Below are 21407 nucleotides of genomic sequence, written 5' to 3' on the forward strand. Positions count from 1 at the left end.
ACCCGGAGGGATCACCCCAGCGCGAGCGCCTGCAGGCGTTCGTACGCGCCGTTGAACGTGTTCTGGTCCAGCGGTGACGAGGTGTACTGCCAGAAGGTGTAGTAGCCCCATCCGGCCGGCAGGGTGCCGGGCGTGCTGGCGTAGCGCGCGATCCAGAGCGGGTGGGCGCTGGCGAACTGCGAGGTGTTGCCGGTGCAGGTCGTCCACCAGTCGGTGGTCGTGTAGATGACCGCGTCGCGGCCGGTGCGATAGCGGTAGCGGTCCAGGAAGGCCGCGATCCAGGAGCGCATCGACGCCTGCGAGAGGCCGTAGCAGGTGCCGCCGCTGTAGGGGTTGTACTCGATGTCGAGCACGCCCGGCAGCGTCTTCCCGTCGGCCGACCAGCCGCCGCCGTTGTTGACGAAGTAGTCGGCCTGCGCCGCACCGCCGGAGTCGGAGGGGTTGGCAAAGTGGTAGGCGCCGCGGATGAAGCCCTGGTTGTAGGAGCCGTTGTACTGCTGCGGGAAGTAGGTGCTGTTGCGGTAGTAGGTGCCCTCGGTCGCCTTGATGTAGGCGAACCGCTTGCCCTGGCCCCACCAGTAGGCCCAGTCGACGTTGCCCTGGTGACCGGAGACGTCGATGCCCGCCACGGACGCCTGGGCCGTGATCGGCTGCTCCTGCGGGGTGCCACCCTCGGCGTGCGAGCCGGGCGTCGACCAGCCGACGTACGCCCCGTGCTCCAACGTGACCCCGTGGGACCTCGCCTTCTGGGTGAGATGTCGGTCCTCCTTCTCGGCGGCGCCGGCGGCGGACTGGGTCGGGGAGAGGGAGATGGCGAGGAGGAGACCGGCGGTCAACGCGGTCACTCTCATGGATCTACGGCGCGAAGGACTCATGGGGCTACGCCTTTCCTGTCGAATCGGAGCCCGAGACAAACAGGCCCGAGGAGGACTGCACTGGGAAAACATGGTGCCGCAACCCATGTCCCCCGGGGAATGTTTTCCGGTAAGCAAGTTACTCAACCAAATGGTTGACAAGGCCGTACGCGGCGACCTAACGTCGTTATCAACCAAATGGTTGAGGAGTGACGGATGAGCGAGGACAGACTCTCCCGAGTCTTTGCGGCACTGGCGGACCCGACCCGGCGCGACCTGATCGCCCGGCTCTCGTCGGCCGACGCGACCGTCGGCGAGCTGGCGGCGCCCTACGACGTCAGCCTCCAGGCGGTCTCCAAGCACCTCAAGGTGCTCGAGGACGCCGGCCTGGTGAGCCGGGAGTCACGCCGCGCGCCCGTCCGCCTCGAAGCGGAGGTGTTCGACCTCATGACCAAATGGATCGAGCGATACCAACAGCAGGCCGAAGAGCGCTACCGACGCTTGGACGCGCTGCTCGCCGAGATGCAGGAAGACCAACCAGCCCGAGAACCAGCCCGAGAAGAGGACGCATCATGACCACCACGAAGCACGAGACCACGATCGAGGCCTCCAAGGAGGCCCCGACGATCACCATCGTCCGCGAGTTCGACGCTCCCCCGGAGCTCGTCTTCCGCGCTCACGCCGACAAGGAGCTGTACGCCAAGTGGCTCGGCCCGCGCGACGTCGGTATGAACATCACCACGTGGGACTTCCGCACCGGCGGCTCGTGGGCCTACTCGGCCGAGCGCGACGGTGACGAGTTCACCCAGTTCTTCGGCAGCTTCCACGAGGTGCGCGAGAACGAGCGCATCGTGCAGACCTTCACCTGGCGCGGCGCGCCCGACGGAGCGTCGCTGGAATACCTCACCTTCGAGCCGCTCCCCGGCGGCCGCACCCGGCTGACCGGCCTCAGCGTCGTGGAGTCCTTCGAGACCCAGGCCGCCATCATGGCCAGCGGCATGGACAAGGGCGTGGTCCAGGGCTACGAGCAGCTCGACGAGCTCCTGGCGGAGCTGGCATGACACCGGCTCAGCAGCACGCGTACGACGCGGGGCGGTTCGCCGAGCTCGTCGGCAGCGCCTCGCCGTCGGACTGGTCGCGACCCTCGCCCGTCGCGGAGTGGACGGCGCTCGACGTGGTCGCCCACCTGGTCGAATGGTCGCGAGGGTTCCTGAACGGATCCGCCGGGACCGACCTGACGCCGCTCGACGTCGCCGCGGACCCGGTCGGCGCCTGGAAGGCCCACACCGCCGACGTACAGGCCCTCTTCGACGACCCCGCCGACCGGATGGTCTCCAACCCGCACATGGGCGACAAGCCGCTCGACGTCGCGCTCTCGGAGATCTACACCCCCGACATCTGGATGCACTCCTGGGACCTGTCCCGGGCCCTCGGGCGCGACTTCGACCTCGGCGCCGAGCGCTCCGCGGCGATGCTGGTCGGCGCGGCCGCCATGGAGGACGCCATGCGCGCCTCGGGCCAGTTCGGTCCCCGGGTCGAGGTGCCTGCCGACGCCTCTCCCCAGGAGCAGCTCCTCGGCTTCATCGGCCGGGATCCGTACTGGCGGGCCTGACTCAGGACAGAGTCAGGCTCCCGACGCCGGAGGTGTAGTGGGTCGCGTACGTCAGCTGCACCTGCTCGGCTCCGGGCGAGAGCAGGATCGTGGCGGCCTGCTGGACGTAGTTGCCCTCGACGTGGACGCTGACGTGGCAGGCCCGCTCGGCGGGGATCTCGAAGGAGACCGTCCCCCAGTAGACGACGTACTGCCTTCCGTCGATGCTCGCTATCGGCGGCAGCTTGCCCGGGTTGTTCGCGAGCATCTTGTTTCCGCTGGTCAGGTGGAGCACCAGGATGCGCTTGGCGCCGGTGTAGTAGTCGACGTAGGGCACCACGCCCGGCCACTGTGGCTGTTCGGTCACGCGCACACTGTGCCATGACCGACCGCGCCGCCGGCTCAGGAACGAGCCAGGGCCCGGATGGCGAGGTCGAGCTCCCTGCGGCCGCCGCGGGAGACCGCGGCCTCGACGACCTCGATACCGCCGTTCGGGGAGGCGAGGGCGGCCTCGAGCTCGGGGACGGAGGTGACCGCGAGGTGCGGGATGCGGTGAGCGGCGCAGAGGGCCTCCAGCGAGGTGCCGTGCGGCGTGCCGAAGAGGCGCTCGAACCTGTCGGAGTACTCGTCGGCGCCCTGCTCCAGCGAGGCGAAGATCGAGCCGCCGTCGTCGTTGACGACGACGATGGTCAGGTCGGGGCGGGCCTCCTCCGGGCCGAGCAGGAGACCGCCGGAGTCGTGGAGGAAGGTGACGTCGCCCATCAGTGCGAGCGCGCGCGTCGACGACAACCGGCCGACGGCGGCGCCGACCGCGGTCGAGACGATGCCGTCGATGCCGGCCAGGCCACGGTTGGCGATCACCTTCCGTCGCCCGCCGACACGGTTGGGCCGCATCATCAGGTCGAGGTCGCGTACGGGGTTCGAGGGGCCCAGCACCAGCAGCCCGCCGTCGGGCAGAGCGCGGGCGACACAGGCGGAGACGTCGTACGCCGTCATCTCCTGCTGCTCGTGGAGCAGCCGGTCGACCTGACGACTGACCTCGCGATCCGCTGAGCGCCACTCCTCCAGCCACGCGGTGTCCGGAGTGCCGTCGACGTGGAGCCGCGTGCGGATCGTGCGGTCGACCCGGAACGGGCGCGCGGACCAGACACCCTCGACCGGGGCCGCGATGATCTCGACGTCGGCGCGGGCGAGCAGGTTGGTGACCGGCCGGGAGAGGGTCGGGTGACCGTAGACGACGACCCGCTCGATCCGCTCGGCGAGCGGTGACTCGAGCAGCAGTCGGTAGGAGCGCAGGGCGTTGTCACCCGTGCGGGCACCGGAGGAGGGCTCGGCGAGCAGCGGCCAGCCGCCGTCCTGGGCGAGGATCCGGGACGGCGGGCCGGCGTCGTCGCCGGCGACGACGACCGTCAGCGGCGTCCCGGCTCCCGTCGGGATCGACTCGTGGATCATCAGCTCGGGGCGTACCGGCGTCGGGCGGGCCTCGATCCGCCCCGGCTTCCACCGGTCGGGCGGCGTCAACGGCTCGTCCAGCTGGAGGTTCCAGTGGACGGGTCCGCGCGCGGAGTCGAGGGCCTCGCCGTGGCTCGCGTCCGGCGCCGTCGCCAGGTCGACGGTCTCCACCAGCCTCCCGAAGATGCCCACCTGGTCGGTGACCTGGTTGGCGCCGGTCTCGCGGAGCCGTGCCGGCCGGTCGGCGGTGACGGCGACCAGCGGTACGCCCGCATGGGCCGCCTCGAGCACCGACGGGTGCAGGTTGGCGACCGCGGTGCCGGAGGTGCACATCACCGCCGCGCGCGAGCCGACCTTGGTCAGGCCGAGCGCGAAGAAGCCGGCCGAGCGCTCGTCGATCCGGGTGTGCAGACGCACCAGTCCGGCCCGCGCGGCGTCGAAGACGGCGAACGAGAGCGGCGCGTTGCGCGAACCAGGGGCGATGACGATGTCGGTGACGCGCGCCTCGACGAGCGCGGTGACGACTGTGCGGGCGAGCTCGGTAGCGGTGGTCATGCGTTGTCCCGTCATCGACGCGCTTCCCGGTAGGCGCGGACATCGGCCAGACGCCGGCGCCAGAGCTCCACGCGCGCCGGCGCGGCACCCAGCGCCGGCTCGGCGAGCAACCGCTCCGGTGCCGGCGAGGCCGGGAGCACCGGTAGGAGGCCAGCCTCCGGGAGGAGCGAGGTCGCGGTGATGTCGTCGGTGAGCATCGAGACCGTGCCCAGCCCGCACGCGTAGGGCAGCTCCGGCAACGCCGCCGCGAGTGCGATCCCGGCAGCCATACCGACCGAGGTCTCCAGGGCCGAGGAGACCACGCACGGCAGCCCGATGTCCTCGGCGATCCGCAGGCAGGCGCGTACGCCGCCCAGCGGCTGCACCTTCAGCACGGCCACGTCGGCAGCCTCGAGGTCGCGTACGCGGTAGGGGTCCGTGGCCCGCCGGATCGACTCGTCCGCAGCGATCGGGACGTCCACCGTGCGGCGTACGTCGGCGAGCTCCTCGACCGTGGGACAGGGCTGCTCGACGTACTCGAGCCCGCCGGCGGCCCGGTCGAGCACCTTGATCGAGGCCAACGCCTCATCGACCGTCCAGAGACCGTTGACGTCGATCCGCACCTTGCCCGCGGGGCCGAGGGCGTCCCGGACGGCCTCGACACGGGCGATGTCGTCGGCCAGGCTCTGGCCCGGATCGGCGACCTTCACCTTGGCGGTCGCGCACCCGGAGCGGGCCACGATCTCGTGGGCGCGCTCCGGTCCGACGGCGGGCACCGTCGCGTTGACGGGCACCGACTCTCGGAGCGGCGCCGGCCAGTCCCCCGCGGCCGCCTCCTCGGCGCAGCGCAGCCAGGGCTCGATCTCCGGGGTGTCGTAGTCGAGGAACGGCGACCACTCGCCCCATCCCCCGGCACCCTCGAAAACGATCCCCTCACGTTCGGTGATCCCACGGAAGCGGGTGGTCATCGGGAGGGAGTAGACGTGCAGGTCGGTCATCGCTCCACCTCGTCGCTCGTGACCAGCGCGAGCAAGGCCTGCCGGTCGGGCTTCCCGTTGGCCAGGAGCGGGATCTCCTCGAGCGTGACGACCTGTCGCGGCGCCCAGGAGCGCGGGTGCTCCGCGGCGACCCAGTCGCGGGCGGCGCCGGCGCCGATGTCGCCGACGACGAAGGCGACCAGGCGCTGGCCCCACTCCTCGTCAGGGGTGCCGAGCGTCTCGGCTGCCGTCACTGCCGGGTGCTCACGGAGCCTCCTGGCGACGAGCGCGGCCGGCACCTTCACGCCACCGGTGATCACCATGTCGTCGAGACGACCGAGGACCCGGAGCCGGCCGTCCTCGTCGAGGGTGCCGGCGTCGGAGGTGAGGAACCAGCCGTCGACCAGGGCCGTCGCCGTCTGCACCGGGTCGCCCTGGTAGCCGTCGAAGAGCGTCGGTCCGCTGATCCGGACCCGGCCGTCGGTGCCGATCGCGATCCCGACGCCGTCCAGCGGCATCGCGTCGTAGACGCACCCGCCGCAGGTCTCGGCCGAGCCGTAGGTGGCGATGACGCGCACCCCGGACTCCTCGGCCCGGGAGCGCAGCGACGGGTCGATCGGGCCACCGCCGAGCAGCAGCGTGTGAAACCCGGCCAGCGCGGCCAGATCGTCGCCACCTGACTCGACGATCCGGTGCAGCTGGGTCGGCACCATCGAGACGAACCGCGGCCCCTCCGCCATCGCCTCCGTGGCCTTCGCGAAGGATTCGTAGGCGGCGGCGATCACCGGCTCGTGGCCGGCCAGGAGCGAGCGGGCGATCACGTTGGCTCCGGCGACGTACGAATCGGGCAGCGTCAGCAGCCACTGCCCACTCGCCCCGACGCGGCGTGCCGACGCCGCTGCGGACGCCCTCATCGCATCGCGCGACAGCATCACCCGCTTGGGCCTGCCGGTCGATCCCGAGGTCTCCACGACCCAGTGCTCCGGCCCGCCTCCGGCGAGCCACTCGGCCATCGCGGCGACGGTGCGCTCAGCCCGTACCACCGCGTCGTTCATGCGCCCAACGCTATCTCCTGCGGTCTGGAGGCTTGTGGTGGGTTGGTGGGTTCCGCGGGCTGTAACACGCTGTTCGTAGCACTATCCGGTCGTTCCCATAGGGCGAGTAGTTCTACGAACGACGTGTTACACGTGCCGCAGCCGCTACTGGCCGCGGATGTTGAAGTCGGCCACCAGACCGTGGTGGTCGGACTCGAGCTTGAACGTGGCGTGCCGCGTGGAGGTGGTGGTCGCGTTCGAACCGAGGAGCCAGTCGATGGTGCCGCCGCCGTCGTGGGTGGCCCAGCCCTGCGGGGGCGCACCGAGGGTCTCGAAGGAAGAGGTCATGCCGGCCTTGGTCATCAGCGGCTTCGGCCCCCACGGATCCCCGTCGCCGCCGTTGCGCGGATAGGGGGAGTTCAGGTCGCCGGCGACGAGGACGGGGCCGTACTTCTGCAGGCCCTGCGCCAGCCCGGCGAGCTTCGCGAAGCCGCGCTGGGCCTCGTCCTTACGCGCCTGCGGGCTCTTGGCCGGCGACGTCATCGTGTGGGTCGAGATCACCGAGATCCGCCCGGAGCCGTCGCTGCTCGCGAGCACCACCCAGGTGGCGTACCTGTTGTCGTTCTTGACCCCCGTGACCGGTTTGGTGAGCTGGACGGTGCCCTTGTCGACCGCCACCCAGCGGTCGGTACGCCACATGACGACGGGGCTGAGCGCCTGGCTGCGGGCGCCGTACTCGTCCGAGGAGGCCCGGTAGGTGCCGTAGCCGCGCACCGAGATGTCGGAGACCGAACGTGACTGGGCCTCGTTGAGGGAGACGAAGTCGGGCCCGTGCTTCATGACCTCGGCCAGGTCGGAGCGGTATCGCGAGCGGGACAGGGAGACCTTGATGTTGGCCTGCGCCAGGCGGACCTGCGGGCCGGAGACGGCCGCCGGGGAGGCGCCGATCTGTCCCGCACCCGGCAGCCCGGCGACCTGCTTGGTGGCCTGGAGGGTCTTGCCGATGTTCTTCGTCAGCCAGGCCGCGGGGTCGACCTGGTCCTGGAGGTAGCCACCGCCGTGCGGGTGCACCTCGAAGTGGAGGTGGCAGCCGGTCGAGTTGCCCTCGCTGCCGACCTGCCCGATGACCTGTCCGGCCTTGACCATCTGGCCCTCGCGGACCGCGAGGGACTGCATGTGGCCGTACCACGTGGTCAGGTTGCCGGGCGCCGTCTGCACCTTCACCAGCCAGCGTCCCGACCAGCCCCAGCCGCCGCCCGACTCGATCACGATGGTGCCGCCGTGGGCCGCCTGCACCGGGGTGCCGCACGGCGAGGAGTAGTCGTTGCCGGTGTGCATGTTGGCCCAGTTGGAGCCCGAGTTGCCGTAGTTGTTGTTGTCGACCGCGAGCCCGGCCTGGATCGGGCGTACGACGGAGGTGCTGATCCCGGCCATGCCGATCGTGCAGGCCACGTCGGTCGCCGTGGCCGTCAGGTCGGCGGCGGTGACCCCGTCGGCGAGCGCGGCGACAAGAGCCCGCGCCTCGTCCTCGTGCTGGGCGTACGCCAGCGGGAACGCCGACCGCTGCACCGCCTGCGCGGCCGCGGTGACCTGCATCTTGCGCCACCCCGGGATGTCCAGGAGACCGGTGTTGCCGGTGTGGGCGGCGACCCCGTAGAACGCCTGGGCGGACTTGACCGGGTTCATGATGTCGGCGACGCTGCCCCACCCGGAGACCGGGCGCTGCTGGAAGAGACCGACCGAGTCACGGTCGCCGTAGTCGAGGTTGCGCAGGGTGCTCTCCTGCATCGCGGTCGCGAGCGCGATCACCCATCCGTAGGCGGGTACGCCGGACTGCTTGCCGACCGCCACGATCGTCCGGGCGTTCTGGATCTGCTCGGTGTTGAACCCGGCGATGCTGCCCTCGGGCACCTCACCGTCCGGCCCGAGGTTGCCCGCCGGAATCGCGTTGACCCCGCCGACACAGCCCGACTCGGCCTGGTCCTGGGTGCTCTGCTCGGTGCTCGCCAGACCGCCGATCAGGATCACCAAGGCCCCGGCGACCACCAGGACCAGCGTGGCCGCCGCGGCCACGATTCCCCAGATCAGACGCGCCTTGAAGATCCACATGTCAGACCGTGCCTCTCGATGCGACGCCGAGCGAGCGGCGTTCCAGTGCGTGTCCGGCAAGGCGGAGGAGGGAGGCGGCCCGGTGTTGGCCGTCGACCGACGACAACGCCGCCGGGCGCGTGCTGGGGCGCCGCGCAGCCGGCGCCTTCGGATCGAGAGGCACGGTCTTAACCTCCGGGGAGGATGTTCGCGACGTACCAGACGTTGTCGACCAGCGTCAGGTAGACGATGACCTTGGGGCCGTCGGTGGTGACCTCGACGCGGGCCTCCCCGTCGGTCTGCTCGAGCACTTCCGCGGCGCCGACGACCTTGGTCGCCGGCACGGTCGCCGGGTCGGTGGTGCCCAGGGCCTGGGCGAGCGACTCGTCCGGGCGGGCCGCGTTGATCCCCTCCCACCACTGGTCGGTGGTCAGGTCGGGACGGGCCCAGGCGGCGACGAACTTGGTCGCCAGGGGCCGCGGATCAGGGACCGGCGCCGGCGATCCGGTCGCGCTGGGGCTCTGCTCGGCCGACACCGAGCCCCGCTCGGGCTGCGCAGCCGGCTCGGCATCGGGGGCGTCGCTCCACTGGGCGATGAGCCAGATGACGAAGACGATGCCGACGACCACCGAGAAGAACCGGAACGGCGACCGCATGGGCCACCTCAGCACCGGCGCGATGACCTCCCACAGCACACCACGCGTCGTTGTCGACCGCACTACCGGGCTCCTCCTTCAGCTGACCCCCAGCTGGAACCGTTGTCGACGGGAACCGAGCGGTTCCCGTTCGGTGAGTAGATGACGAAGACCGGGTTGCCGTCCGCGTCGTAGTCCACGTTGGCCTCCGCGACCGGTGAGTGGCGCGGCGGCTCCGGCTCCCGGTCGGCGTAGGCGGTGTGGTCGACCGGGCTCGGCGCCTCGGAGCGGCCGTCGGCGTAGACCTGCGCGGCGGGGCCACGTGTCGGCTCGCCACGGTAGGGCGGCTCGTCGCGCTCGGCGGAGCGCGAGTCGAACCACTGTCCGGCCACGCGCTCACCGTCGTTGCCGCTCATCGAGGAACCGAGGGCGTACGTCGGTGTGGTGCTCGCGCTCGACCCGGCACCCAGCGCTCCGGCGGCCGTCACCGGCGCCTGGTTGGGCACCTGCTCGGCGACCATGGCCGGCCGGTTGCCGGTCAGCTCGTGGCCGGGCATGTAGACCCCGCCGGGGCTCGAGATCGCTCCGGTCCCGGCCGGGGCACCGCCCGTGGCGGGCGCCCGGTCGGCGGTCGCGTCGCGGACCCCGGCCTCGGTGCCCGTCCGGGCGCCGACGTACGAGGTGAGCATCGAGGTGAGCCGGCCCATGCCCGGCAGCGGGATGCCGTAGGCGGCCGGGCGGGTGAGCCGCCAGGCCAGCACGGTCAGCACCGCGATCAGCCCCAGCTTGAGCACGAACCACATCGTCGAGGTCAGGATCGCCGAGTCCAGTCGCAGCAGCAGCAACGCGACCAGGAAGTAGATCGGGCCCATCACCAACGGGCCCACCACCCGCTTGAGCATCGCCACCGCAGCGTCCCGGGTGTGATCCAGCATGAACAGCACCCCGGCCGCCGGCGCGAACGGCACGATCAACCGGATCAACGCGAACGAGAGCAGGATCGCCAACCCCGCGACCAGCAGGAACCCGCAGACCACCACGACCACCACGAGGTTCACCAGCGCCGTGGTCGCCCGCTGCGACCAGTGCTCACCCTTGAAGTACTCGTACGCCACCGGATCGGACTTCTTGACCGCCTCGGCGTGCTCCTTGAACGCGTCCTGCTTGGCCTCCAGGACCTTCTTGCCCTCACCGTTGGGGTCCTTGCGATACGCGTCGTACTCCTGCCAGGAGAAGTGCGTCGACCGGAACACCCGCGGCCCGTACGTCTTCGCCGTGGCCGAGTCGGGGTCACCGAACGCGCCGGCCAGCCAGGTCCGGTACTGCGTCGAACGCACCACCTCGTCCATCTGGCCGTCCACAGCCTTGACCGCATCGGTCTCCCCGAAGCCGTCGTCACCGACGCCCGGGACCGTCCTGCCGTCGTTGAAGCCGGTCGCGATCAACCCCGTCGCCGACCGCACCCCGTCATCGACCAACCGGGTCGACTCCACCGGATACTGGATCAGCCACGACGTCACCACCAGCACACCCAGCGCCCAGCCCGCCGCCGTCACCGCCCGCGCGAACCGGCCGTCCCGGGCCCGGATCATCACCGTCGCCGCGACCAGCAGGAGCACCACGCTCACCCACGGCGCCCACACCCCGTCGGTGACTGCCTTGCTCGCCGCCACGATCGGGTCGTCCAGCGCCTTCAAGAAGGAGTTCTCCCCGATCACCGCGTTCAGCAGCGCGTGCGACCAGTTCGGCAGGATCCCCGAGATCTCCAGCATGATGTTGCCGATCGAGGTCCCGGCACCCGCCACGAACTGCCCCGTGCAGCCGTTGTCATAGGTCCACCACTGCGGAGACGTGCCGTAGGCCGACTCCAGCGAGACCTCGTCCTTGTTGCGGAACGGGTCCAGCTCGTCGTTGATCTTCTCCGGATCGTTGAGCTCCGTGCCCGCCTTCGACGCCGCCCCCAGCGCCGTCATCCGCACGATGAAGCTGCCGTCCCCGTACGGAGACGCCGGCATCGGCGCATCCAGGTTGTTGCACGCATCGCTCACACCCGAGAGCCCACCCGTCGGGTCGAACGGGATCGGGATGTCGATCCCCCTCGGACCCGCAGCCGCCGCCGGGCCGGCGACGGACAGAAGAGCAACCACGAGTACGACGAGGGCAGCCGCCCTCCGGCGCAGGGCTGTCCTCTGGTGAGCGGGGCGCGACGGCATCAGCCGATCCCGTCCCCGGAGAGCTCGGTCCTGGCGTGGTCGACCGGCTCGCCGCCGATGGCGCGGCTGACGCGGCGGGTCGGGTCGGCGGTGGTGTTGAGCGCCTCCTGCAGACCCGGGTGGTGGTTGAGAGTCACCTTGATGATCTCCATGCCGCCGTGGCCGGTGTCGCCACCGAGGCCGTCACGGTAGATGAATTCCCGGTAGCCCAGCTGCTCGTCACCGCGCCTGGTGCGCGGCGAGAGCCGCGCCAGGATCGACTCGTAACCCAGACCCTCGGGCTTGCCGAGGAGCTTGAGCGCGTCGCGCTGGGCGGTCTCGTCCTGCGTACGTCCCACGAAGGCCGCCCCGACGAAGTTGTTGATGTCGGAGCCCAGGATCGCGGAGGCGTTCTGGGTCGAGACCAGCGCGGCACAGTTGTTCTTGCGGGAGTCGCTGGAGAGCTTGTGGACCAGGGCGCGACCTGTGCCACCGGAGGCCTGGGTGACCTCGTGGGCCTCGTCGAGCGCGAACAGCTTCCGCTCGTTGGGGTCGCTGCGGTAGATCAGGTGGAGCGCGGACCAGGCCGCGAGGGTCATGATCGGACGCGCCATCTGCTCCTCGGCACTCCACTCCTCGCGCGGCACGTGCTCGGGCGGGGTGTTGAGGCCCTTGAGGTTGTAGAAGGTGAACGGCGTGCCCTTCAGCTCCTCGTCGGACTGGAGGAAGTCGTTGCCGAAGAAGAGCCGGCCGAGCTCGCGCTCGCGGGCGGCGGCGAGCTCGCGGGCGATCTCCTGGTCGCCGCCGTCGCCCTCGAAGAGCATCTTCACGATCGTCGAGGTGTCGGCGCCACGGTCGGCCTGCGCCTCCATGACGCGGGCGCGGATGCGCTTGAGCACCTCTTCGTTGTTGGCCAGGCCGACCGGGAGGCAGGAGCGGAGCACCGAGACGGTCAGGTCGCGGCGCTGCTGCACGGCGGCCGACCGCTCGCGGTGGAGCCGCTCGGCGAACTCGTGGTCCGACATCGCCTCGGCCCGGATCAGCTCGGGGTTGGGGTCGGGCACCACCGCGTAGGGCGACAGGCTTCCCGGACGACCGCCGAGGACGTCGACGCTGCGAGCGCGGGCCGGCACCTGTTGGCCGTTGAAGATGCCGCCGCCGATCTCGGGCAGGGTCATCAGCCGCTGCAGCCGGCCTGCCGGGTCCATGGCGACGCCGTGGATGCCGGACAGGATCGACATGTAGATGACGACGCCCATCAGCGTCGACTTTCCGGAACCCGGGGTGCCGACCAGCGGGATCAGGCCGGCCTGCTCCATGACCTCGGTCAGGTACCACGGGTCCATCAGCACCGCTCGCGAGGCCATCGCGGAGGTCTCGCCGAGGTAGAAGCCGCGCTTGTCACCGACCTCCGCGGTGACCGCCGGGAGCCCGGCAGCGACCTTGAGCACCGGGAACTTCCGGGCGTGAGCGGTCGACGCGAGCGGCTCGCCCGGGACGAACTCGCGGGCCAGGTGGTACTGCCCCAGCTGGCGGGTGATCTTGATCTGCGGCCGGTAGAGGTCGACGACCTTCTGCGCCTTGTCGAGCGCCTCGGCCTCGGTGCGGCCGGTGACGGCGATCCGGTACCAGCCCCTGGTACGAGTCGAGAGGCCGGTGAACTCCGAGCGCATCTCGTCCTCGACGTCGGCGGCTCGGCCGGCCTGGCGGGAGAGCTGCTTCGGCGGCCGCTTGCCGTGGTCCTCGGACCAGTGGCTGACCTGGCCGTCGATACGCCGGGTCAGGCTCGCCATCTCACGGGAGACGTCCTCCGGCGAGCGCGGCTCGACCCGGAAGGACCATTCCACCGGGAAGCCGAGCGCGTCGGTCTTCGCCATCCACGGCGCGTGGGTCTCGGGGACCTCGATGTCGCCGATCCGGGAGACGGTCAGCACGCACACGTGGCTGGTCTCCTGGCGACCACCGATGCTGCTGGTGACCTGCACCGTCGGCGCCAGCGGCTCGGCCGACCAGGCGACCGACTCGAACCACTCGGCCATGTCGTCGGTGTCGAGGAAGTTCTGCTGGGCCTCGCCCGGCTCCGGCACGGGGATCTTGGCCCCCAGCGAGAGCGAACGGGCGATCATCCACTCCATGTCGTGACCGACTGCGGGCCGCGCCGAGAAGCCCGGCCGCGACATCACCCGGTTGACCGTGTCGAGCCGCTCGCTGATCGCGGCCATCTCCCGCTCGGCGGCGCTGGCGGAGAACTTCGCCAGGGTACGCACCGTCGCGTCGCGACGGCCGAGGTCGACGCCGTAGTAGACGAGCTTGTCGGCCTGGCTGTGGGCAGCCATGTGGGCCTGGTTGCGCGCCATCATCTCCTCGAACCCGGGCTGCGGGTCGGGTGCGTTGGCGAACGCGGCATGCGCCCAGTGACGTACGGGATAGGGGCGGGTGGTGACCCGGCCGTGGATCGTGTTGCCGACCAGATCGGCCAGCTGGCTGGCCTGGTCGGTGATCAGCGCCTCGAGGTCGGAGTGAGCACGGAACGACCAGGTCTGCGGCTCGGCGAGATACCAGGCGATGATGCGGTCGCCGGTGAAGGTCAGGTGACCGCGCACCTCCTCCAGCGCCCACTTGTCACCTCTGGGCTCATGGACGCCCTTCGAGTCGTCGCCGCCCCGGCCGAAGACGCTCTTGCGTCCCGGCTTGGGCTTCTCGAAGCCGGGCCCGTAGGCCCGCTCCGTTCGCGGCCGCCTCATGCGGTTCCTCCGTCGTTGGGTGCGTCGTCGCCGTTGAGGCGCTTGCGGTAGTCGTCCACGCTCTGCGGGCGCTCGTCGGTCGTCGCCCACTCGTCCTGATTGTCCCTGGGACGCGTACGTCCCGAGGGCGCATCGTCGAACTCGTCGAAGTCGTCGGGGTCGTCGAGGTCGTCGAGACCCGGCTCCGGGGCGATCACCACCGCCGGCCTGACCGCCTGCGACAGCGGCTGCCGGGCCGGCTTCGGCGCGGCCTGGCCGGTGGCCTCAGCTGCCGGTCTCGGCACGGGCTGCTGTGCTGCAGGGGCCTCAGCGGGCGGCGGCGGAGGCGGAGATGACGGCGGCGGCGCAGCGGGCGGAGCCGGCGGAGTCGCCTTCGGGGTGGCCGTCGGAGCCGCCGGCGGGCTGGCTGGCGGGCTGGTCGGCGAGCTGGTCGGCGAGCTGGTCGGCGGGGGCGGCGGTGCGGGAGAAGCCGCGGGCGGCGGGGGCGGCGCGGGTTGCTCGCGCTCCTGGCGGGCCTGCCACGGCGCCCCGCCCTTCCACGGGACGTCCCGGGGCTCACGCGGCGAGGAGGACGGCCGGCTGGACCAGCCGCCCTTCGCCGGACGTCCGCCGCCGTGCTGGCGCGCGGGCTGACGCGCGGGCTGGACCGCGGGCTGCACCTCGAGCTGGGCGGGAAGCGGCTCCTCGACGACCTTGGCCTCGATCACCGGTCGGACGGGCGCGGCCTTGCCCCGCACGGGCGGTGTCTGGGTGCGCGGCTTCGAGGCGACCACGGTCGCCTGCAGCATCTGCGGCTCCGAGGTGGCTCCGGGCTGCTGCGCGAACCGGCGGCCCGGTCGTCGCATCGCCTTGGCCCAGCCACCTCGGGGGCTGGTGGCGTGACGGAAGGCGACCGCAGCCCCGCCTGCGTACTGGACGCCGGTCTCCACGCGCGGCGTGGTCAGCTCGTGCCAGAAGGTCATCAGCCAGGCGCCGGCCGAGCTCTCCGAGCTGATGTAGTCGGAGGCCTTCATCGAGAGGTAGGAGGCGCCGATCAGCCACAGTCCCATGCTGAGCAGCGTCACCGGCATGCCGAGCTTGCGCAGCAGCACAAGCGTCACTGGTGCGATCACCAGGAACAGGAAGATGGTGCGGTAGCGCATCTCCCCGATGTAGCGACGAGGGGGACCGAGATAGGTCTGGTCGACCTCGTACAGCTCGTCGTCGTCAGGCAGCCTCATCCCCGAGATCCCTCCCTGGGTTAGCTAACGGGACCGGGATCACCCCTTGAAGAGACCAGCCATCCACGTGCCGAGGTCCGTGGCGTTGTTGCCGACGGCCAGGCCGAGGACGCCGAGACCGATGATCAGGCCGCCGACGATCGTGACGGCCTTGGAGATGTTGCCGCTGCGGGCAGCCCACAGGACCGTGACGCCCAAGATCAGGACGACGAGGGTGATGATGTTGTCGGTGATCCACTCGGCCAGGCCACCGGTGCCGTACTCGGCGGCCTGAGTCGTACTTTGAATCAACTGGTGCGGTGCCATTGCTCTGCTCCCTTTCCCGAGGTGAGGTGTGGTTGCCGGACGCGTCCGGAAGTATTCGATTGTCCCGTCCGGCGCAGCCCCATGCGGCACCGGTGGGTGGAGGCGCCTCGCCCCTCCCGCGCGCTGACGCAAACTCCCGGGCATCGGCATTTCTGGACAAACGCCACCGCCATGTGAGACGAGCGTAGTCGCCAGACCGCCTCAGCGCACCTCGTTCCACCTGACGACACGTCTTGTACCGCGCGCGTAGGGACCATCGGCCCACCCGGTTCATCCGGCGGTCATGCCACCCACCGGACCGTTGGGCGCGACACTGTCCCGCTCAGTGGTCTCCTTCGGCGAATTCTTGCGAGGGGAGGCTAACTTCGGGGAATCTATATCCCGGTGCATCCTCGCGAATTTCGCGCGCTTGCGTCCGGATTCGCGAATTCACATCACATTCAATCGGATTTCTCGGGAGGACGAGCTCACATGGACAAGAAGAAGATCTTCATCGTCATCGGCGTTCTGTTCGTCGGGTTCTGGCTGTTCACCGATCCGCAGGGACTGACCAGCACGATCTCGGCCATCGCAGGTGGCATCTGGGGCGTCACCACCGACGTCTTCGGCGGCGTGATCGGCACGATCGAGGGCTCCACCCGCTGACCTCGGCCGCCACCTACGCCGGCACACGGGTGCCGGCGCGATGGGCTCCTTTTTTCTCGCTGCCCGGTTTGGGGACCGAGCAGCACGGATAACTGTTTGACGTCGGACGCAGCGATGACGAGACTGCGCTTGTCTCGATGTCAAGATAGTTCGGAGTCGACGTGTCCCCTCACTTCATCCGGTTGAGGGACAAGGTCCTCTCAGACGACCCGCTCATCCGGGCGATGTCGTACCAGTCGGTGCTGTCGGCCTTCGCCGAAGGCACCTTTCTCACCGGTTCGGCGGTCTTCTTCACCCAGATCGTCGGCCTCTCCGCCGCACAGGTCGGCCTCGGTCTCACGATCGCGGGCGTCGCAACCTTCTTGTTCGCCGTCCCCCTGGGCCGACTCGCGGATCGTCTCGGCACCCGGTTCAGCTGGATCGCCGGTGCCGTTCTCCAGGCGATCCTGTTCGGGGCCTGGGTGCTCGTCGGCAACTTCGCCGCGTACATCGCCGTCGAGGTGCTCCTGGCACTCGCCTCCTCCTGGCAGAAGTCGGGCCGCGACGCCTATCGGATCTCGGTCTTCCCCGCGGCGACCCGGGTGCGCTCGTTCGCCTACATGCGCGCCGCTCGCAACGTCGGCTACACGCTCGGCGCCCTGGCCAGCGGCCTCGCCCTCGCCGCCGACTCCAACACCCTGATCAAGGCGGTCCCGCTGATGACCGCCGTGGTGCTGCTGGTCAACGCCTACTGGATCTCGCGCCTCCCCCGCCTCGCCACGGCTGCCTCGCCCGGCGACATGAAGAGGGACGTACGCGACCGCCTCGGTGCCCTGCGCAACCGTGCCTTCCTCGCCACGACGTTCTTCGACGGCGTGCTCGGCACCCACCAGGTCCTGCTCAACGTCGTCATCCCGCTGTGGCTGGTGCAGGAGACCGACGCACCGCGGGTGCTGCTGGCCTGGCTGTTCGGTACCAACACCGTCATGGCCGTCGGGCTGCAGGTCATCGCCGCCCGTGGCGTGACCGACGTGGCGACATCGCTTCGCGCGCAGCGGCGGGGAGCGCTCTGCTTCCTGGCCTCCTGCGCCATCATCGCGGTCACCCACGACACCGTCGGGCTTCTCACGATCGCGCTCGTCTGGCTCGGCCACGTCACCGTCACCGGCGCCGAGCTCTTCCAGTCGGCCGGCGAGTGGGGCCTGATCGCCGACCTCTCCGACCCCGAGCACCGCGGTGACTACCAGGGCGCGGCCCAGGTCGGCTACACCCTCGGCACCGTCTGGGCACCCGCGGCGTACACCTTCCTGGCGATGGAGCTCGGCCACCTCGGCTGGGCCGTCATCGCGGGCATCATCGTCATCGCCACGATCGGCGTCCACCCCTCCGCCCGCGCCGCCGAGCGCTATCTGGCGCGCCGGGCTCAGCCCGTCCCCGAGCCGGCGTAGGAGGGTGCGGACAGTTGCTCGCGGGCAGGAGGGGTCCGCTGTAACACGTCGTTCGTAGGACTACCCGCCCTTCAGAGCGACCGGAAAGTCCTACGAACAGCGTGTTACACGTGTCCGAGCCCACCGCTCGGGCCAGCGACCATCCACAGGCGTACGTCGTGTCGGAGTTATCCACAGGGGGCCGCTGAACGCCGCTAGGAGTCGGCGCCTGGCAACAGGCTGAAGACCATGAACCCACGCATCCAAGCGGTGATGGCTGCGCACCATGGACTCATCACGCGCAGGCAGGCTCTCGCATCAGGCCTCGACCTCGACACGATCTACCGCTACGTCCGTAACGGAGAGTGGTCGGTCGTGCGCCGGGGCGTATACGCCGAACGTGCTCACATAGAGAGCATCAGACTGCCCACCGAGCGACAACGTCTCCTCGACCGAGCCGCGTGCGCGGCCATCACCGTCCCGTTCGTACGGAGCCATGACACCGCTGCGCTCGAGCTCGACATGGGCATCCTCCTCCCCCGGAAGTCTCAGACCCACGTCACTCGTCAACCGGTCGTCGGCAGCCACAACAAGTGGGGCGTGAAGCACCACCTCGCGCCTTATCTCGATGATCAGGTGGTCCGAGCGAACGGGTTCGAGGTCCTCGGCCTCGCGCGCACCGCGATCGACATCGCGCGCGAGCACGGCCGCCCGTACGGGGTCGTCGCCGTCGACTCTGCTCGAAGGATGGGGGTGTCCGTCGATGAACTCTGGGAGGTCCTCGACCACATGAGGCACTGGCCCAACCGTCGGCTGGCACGGGAAGCCATCACCCTGTCGTATGCAGGCGCTGAGTCGGTTGGCGAGACTCTCACCCGCGACGTACTCGAAGAGCTCGGGCTGACTGGGATCGAGACACAGTTCGAGATCACGGACGGCGTACGCACCGCTCGATTCGATCTCCGGGTTGGCCGCCACATCTTCGAGTTCGATGGCCGGAGCAAGTACGTGCCCGCGGCCGAGGGAGGCCTGGCACTCCGGTCGGTCGACGACATTCTGGCCGAGGAGAAGACGCGACAGGATTGGGCCCATGGTTTCCATCTCGGCATGTCACGCGTCGAATGGCACGACCTGTTCGGCCGCCACCGTGCCCACCTCAAGGACCGCCTGACCCGCGAGTACCTGACCACCTGCCGAGCGTTCGGCACCGACATCTCGGACCTCGAACGATTCCGCGTACGTCGCCCGAAGGCGGCTTGAGCCCGGCCATCGACGGTGTAACACGTCGTTCGTAGGACTACCCGCCCGTTCAGAACGACCGGAAAGTGCCACGAACAGCGTGTTACACCCCGCCCAGAAGGCGCTCAGGCGAACAGCAGAGGTACGCCGACGAGCAGCCCCCATACCAGCGTGGCCAGCCCCGTCTGCTGAAGGACGGGGATGAGCCGCGGGCCGAGGTTGGCGCGGTCGAGGACGGTGCGGACGCCCTGAGCGGCGACCACGACGAACCCGAGGCCGAGCAGCGCCCACCAGGACGTCGTCAGGGCCACGAGCACGACCGAGACGGCGGCGACGGCCACGAGGGCGACGTAGAGCCAGCGGGTCCGCGCGTCGCCGAGGCGTACGGCGAGGGTGATCTTCCCGGACTCGGTGTCACCGGGGATGTCGCGGAGGTTGTTGGCGACGAGGAGGGCGGAGGTGATGGCGCCGATGCCGACGCCGGCCCACAGCGCGCCCCACTCCCAGGTCTGCGTCTGGACGAAGGTGGTGCCGACGACCGCGACGAGACCGAAGAAGACGAAGACCATGACCTCGCCGAGGCCGGCGTAGCCGTAGGGGTGCGAGCCGCCGGTGTAGTACCAGGCGGCGATCATGCAGACCAGGCCGACCACGACCAGCCACCAGGCTGAGGTCACCGCCAGCACCAGCCCCGCCACGGCGGCGACGCCGAAGGCGATGAACGCTGCTCGCTTGACCGAGGACGCCGCCGCGACGCCCGAGCCGGTGAGCCGCAGCGGCCCTACGCGCTCGTCGTCGGTCCCGCGGATCCCGTCGGAGTAGTCGTTGGCGTAGTTGACCGCGACTTGCAGCGCGAGGGCAACGACGAGGGCGAGCAGCGCCTTCCACCAGACCAACTCACCTGCGTACGCAGCCACCCCTGTGCCGGCGATGACCGGCGCGAGCGCGGCGGGGAGTGTGCGAGGACGGGCTCCCTGGAGCCACTGAGCGGAGTTTGCCACCCCGCTATTCAACACCGACGGCTCGTTGCTGGGGCCGCGGGGATGTAACACGTCGTTCGTAGGACTACTCGCCCTATCAGAACGACCGGATAGTCCTACGAACAGCGTGTTACACGACCCCACGCCGACCGCGAAAACCCAGCGACCCCCGCCCGGGAGGAGGCAGGGGTCGCGGGGTGGGGGAGGGAGGGATGGATCAGGTTTTCGGCGAGTCGTTGGAGTCGACGCTGAGCTCGGCCTCCATGGCCTCGATCTCCTCGGCCAGCTTGTCGGGCGGCGGTGCGCTGGGCTCGGCCGACTCGGCACCGGCGCCACCGGAGCCGGCGGTACGGCGCTTGTTCCACACGTCGAAGGCGACGGCGAGCAGGAGCACGAGGCCCTTGATGGCCTGCTGCCAGTCGATGGAGACACCGAGCAGCGACATGCCGTTGTTGAGGACACCCATGACGAGACCACCGATGATCGCGCCGACGACGGTGCCGACACCGCCGGTCACGGCCGCACCACCGATGAAGGCGGCGGCGATCGCGTCGAGCTCGAAGTTAACACCGGCCTTGGGGTTGGCCGCGGTCAGACGGGCGGTCGTGACCAGGCCCGCGAGGCCCGAGAGCAGACCCATGTTCATCATGACCAGGAAGTCGACCCGCTTGGTGTTGACGCCGGACATCGTCGCCGCGTCGACGTTGCCGCCGATCGCGTAGACGTGCCGGCCGAAGACGGTCTTGTTCATGATGAACGTGTAGACCACGATCAGGCCGCCCAGGATCAGGCCGACGATCGGCAGGCCGCGCGCGTCGGCGAGCAGGTAGGCGAAGTACATGATCACGATCGTCAGCAGCGCCAGCTTCACCACGAAGAGCGGGAAGGGCAGCACGTCGAAGTTGTACGCGACCTGAGCCGACCGACGCCGCACCTCGAGCACGATGAGCACCGCGACGGCGGCGACAGCGATGAGAAGCGTCAGGTTGTGGAACCCGGTGTCCGGCCCGATCTCCGGCAGGAAGCCGTTGCCGATCGCCTTGAACTGCTCCGGCAGACCACCGACGGTCGCACCCTTGAGGACGACCAGGGTCAGACCGCGGAAGAGCAGCATCGAGGCCAGCGTGACGATGAACGCCGGGATCCCGACGTACGCCACCCAGAAGCCGTGCCAGGCACCGATCGCGGTGCCGATCAGCAGGCCGAGGAAGACGGCCAGCCACCACGGGAAGTCGTACTGGGTCATCATGATCGCCGAGGCGGCGCCCACGAAGGCGGCCACGGAGCCGACCGAGAGGTCGATGTGGCGCGCCACGATCACGATCACCATGCCGATGGCCAGGATCAGGATCTGGGCGTTCTGGACGACCAGGTTCGAGACGTTGAGCGGCTTGAGCAGCACGCCCTCGGTCGAGATCTGGAAGAGGATGACGATCGCCGCCAGAGCGATGATCATCCCGTACTGGCGGACGTTCCCGCGCAGCGTGTTGAGCAGGGCATTCATCGGGTG

The 21407-nt window shown here is 69.9% G+C and carries 20 protein-coding genes and 1 pseudogene; 7 read left to right on the plus strand and 14 right to left on the minus strand.

Annotation, left to right across the window (positions count from 1 at the left end):
• Positions 1 to 11: 11 nt before the first annotated feature.
• Positions 12 to 845 carry a GH25 family lysozyme gene (locus OG984_RS18555; protein WP_328527697.1) on the minus strand — a complete coding sequence of 278 codons (834 nt, stop codon included), beginning with the start codon at positions 843 to 845 and terminating at the stop codon, positions 12 to 14.
• A 225-nt stretch (positions 846 to 1070) separates the two neighbouring features.
• Here OG984_RS18555 and OG984_RS18560 point away from each other — a divergent pair, with 225 nt between their 5' ends.
• From OG984_RS18560 to OG984_RS18570, 3 genes are read left to right on the plus strand one after another with little or no spacing between them, the layout of a single operon-like run.
• Positions 1071 to 1430 carry an ArsR/SmtB family transcription factor gene (locus OG984_RS18560; RefSeq protein ID WP_328527698.1) on the plus strand — a complete coding sequence of 120 codons (360 nt, stop codon included), beginning with the start codon at positions 1071 to 1073 and terminating at the stop codon, positions 1428 to 1430.
• Positions 1427 to 1915 (plus strand): SRPBCC family protein, encoded by a 489-nt coding sequence (locus OG984_RS18565; RefSeq protein WP_328527699.1) that lies wholly within the window; start codon positions 1427 to 1429, stop codon positions 1913 to 1915. Before OG984_RS18560 ends, OG984_RS18565 begins: the two co-directional genes overlap by 4 nt.
• Complete coding sequence (locus OG984_RS18570; RefSeq protein ID WP_328527700.1) at positions 1912 to 2466, plus strand: TIGR03086 family metal-binding protein; 555 nt, start codon at positions 1912 to 1914, stop codon at positions 2464 to 2466. Before OG984_RS18565 ends, OG984_RS18570 begins: the two co-directional genes overlap by 4 nt.
• A gap of 1 nt (position 2467) precedes the next feature.
• On the opposite strand, the gene OG984_RS18575 is transcribed toward OG984_RS18570, so the two are convergent.
• The 10 genes from OG984_RS18575 to OG984_RS18620 all read right to left on the minus strand — a co-directional run bounded on the left by OG984_RS18575 (position 2468) and on the right by OG984_RS18620 (position 15627).
• Positions 2468 to 2812, minus strand: a complete 345-nt coding sequence (locus OG984_RS18575; RefSeq protein WP_328527701.1) for a hypothetical protein — start codon at positions 2810 to 2812, stop codon at positions 2468 to 2470.
• A gap of 35 nt (positions 2813 to 2847) precedes the next feature.
• On the minus strand, positions 2848 to 4452 hold the full coding sequence (gene menD / locus OG984_RS18580; RefSeq protein ID WP_328527702.1) for a 2-succinyl-5-enolpyruvyl-6-hydroxy-3-cyclohexene-1-carboxylic-acid synthase: 1605 nt from the start codon (positions 4450 to 4452) through the stop codon (positions 2848 to 2850).
• 11 nt (positions 4453 to 4463) lie between these two features.
• Entirely contained in the window at positions 4464 to 5429 is a 966-nt protein-coding gene (locus OG984_RS18585; protein ID WP_328527703.1) for an o-succinylbenzoate synthase, read from the minus strand.
• Positions 5426 to 6463, minus strand: a complete 1038-nt coding sequence (locus OG984_RS18590) for an AMP-binding protein (protein WP_328527704.1) — start codon at positions 6461 to 6463, stop codon at positions 5426 to 5428. The genes OG984_RS18585 and OG984_RS18590 overlap by 4 nt, the downstream gene beginning before the upstream one ends.
• A 144-nt stretch (positions 6464 to 6607) precedes the next feature.
• Positions 6608 to 8551, minus strand: a complete 1944-nt coding sequence (locus tag OG984_RS18595) for a peptidoglycan DD-metalloendopeptidase family protein (protein WP_328527705.1) — start codon at positions 8549 to 8551, stop codon at positions 6608 to 6610.
• Between the two features lie 167 nt (positions 8552 to 8718).
• The gene (locus tag OG984_RS18600; protein WP_328527706.1) at positions 8719 to 9249 is read right to left on the minus strand and encodes a hypothetical protein; all 531 of its coding nucleotides are present in this window, start codon (positions 9247 to 9249) and stop codon (positions 8719 to 8721) included.
• On the minus strand, positions 9249 to 11312 hold the full coding sequence (locus OG984_RS18605; RefSeq protein ID WP_328527707.1) for a hypothetical protein: 2064 nt from the start codon (positions 11310 to 11312) through the stop codon (positions 9249 to 9251). Before OG984_RS18605 ends, OG984_RS18600 begins: the two co-directional genes overlap by 1 nt.
• A 65-nt stretch (positions 11313 to 11377) precedes the next feature.
• Positions 11378 to 14101 carry an ATP-binding protein gene (locus OG984_RS18610; protein WP_328527708.1) on the minus strand — a complete coding sequence of 908 codons (2724 nt, stop codon included), beginning with the start codon at positions 14099 to 14101 and terminating at the stop codon, positions 11378 to 11380.
• Positions 14098 to 15321 carry a hypothetical protein gene (locus OG984_RS18615; RefSeq protein ID WP_328527709.1) on the minus strand — a complete coding sequence of 408 codons (1224 nt, stop codon included), beginning with the start codon at positions 15319 to 15321 and terminating at the stop codon, positions 14098 to 14100. The genes OG984_RS18610 and OG984_RS18615 overlap by 4 nt, the downstream gene beginning before the upstream one ends.
• A 39-nt stretch (positions 15322 to 15360) precedes the next feature.
• On the minus strand, positions 15361 to 15627 hold the full coding sequence (locus OG984_RS18620) for a hypothetical protein (protein WP_008356375.1): 267 nt from the start codon (positions 15625 to 15627) through the stop codon (positions 15361 to 15363).
• 471 nt (positions 15628 to 16098) lie between these two features.
• Between OG984_RS18620 and OG984_RS18625 the strand changes: the two genes are divergently transcribed.
• From OG984_RS18625 to OG984_RS29535, 3 genes and pseudogenes are all read left to right on the plus strand, one after another.
• Entirely contained in the window at positions 16099 to 16272 is a 174-nt protein-coding gene (locus OG984_RS18625) for a hypothetical protein (protein WP_008356373.1), read from the plus strand.
• 161 nt (positions 16273 to 16433) lie between these two features.
• The gene (locus OG984_RS18630) at positions 16434 to 17699 is read left to right on the plus strand and encodes an MFS transporter (RefSeq protein WP_328527710.1); all 1266 of its coding nucleotides are present in this window, start codon (positions 16434 to 16436) and stop codon (positions 17697 to 17699) included.
• Between the two features lie 252 nt (positions 17700 to 17951).
• Positions 17952 to 18017 (plus strand): annotated as a pseudogene (locus OG984_RS29535) (hypothetical protein); the annotation flags it as partial.
• Here OG984_RS29535 and OG984_RS18635 read toward each other — a convergent pair.
• Positions 17997 to 18770, minus strand: coding sequence for a hypothetical protein (locus OG984_RS18635; RefSeq protein ID WP_328527711.1), 774 nt, complete (start codon positions 18768 to 18770; stop codon positions 17997 to 17999). The pseudogene OG984_RS29535 and the gene OG984_RS18635 overlap by 21 nt on opposite strands.
• 15 nt (positions 18771 to 18785) lie before the next feature.
• On the opposite strand from OG984_RS18635, the gene OG984_RS18640 reads away from it, so the two are divergent.
• Positions 18786 to 18938 (plus strand): hypothetical protein, encoded by a 153-nt coding sequence (locus OG984_RS18640; RefSeq protein WP_328527712.1) that lies wholly within the window; start codon positions 18786 to 18788, stop codon positions 18936 to 18938.
• A 104-nt stretch (positions 18939 to 19042) separates the two neighbouring features.
• Here the strand turns inward: OG984_RS18640 and OG984_RS18645 are convergent, their stop codons facing one another.
• Positions 19043 to 19918 carry a 1,4-dihydroxy-2-naphthoate polyprenyltransferase gene (locus OG984_RS18645; RefSeq protein ID WP_328527713.1) on the minus strand — a complete coding sequence of 292 codons (876 nt, stop codon included), beginning with the start codon at positions 19916 to 19918 and terminating at the stop codon, positions 19043 to 19045.
• Between the two features lie 196 nt (positions 19919 to 20114).
• Complete coding sequence (gene mmsB, locus OG984_RS18650; protein ID WP_328527714.1) at positions 20115 to 21401, minus strand: multiple monosaccharide ABC transporter permease; 1287 nt, start codon at positions 21399 to 21401, stop codon at positions 20115 to 20117.
• Positions 21402 to 21407 lie beyond the last annotated feature (6 nt).

It is taken from the genome of Nocardioides sp. NBC_00368, from assembly GCF_036090055.1.
In the GTDB taxonomy this organism is placed as follows: Bacteria; Actinomycetota; Actinomycetes; order Propionibacteriales; family Nocardioidaceae; genus Nocardioides.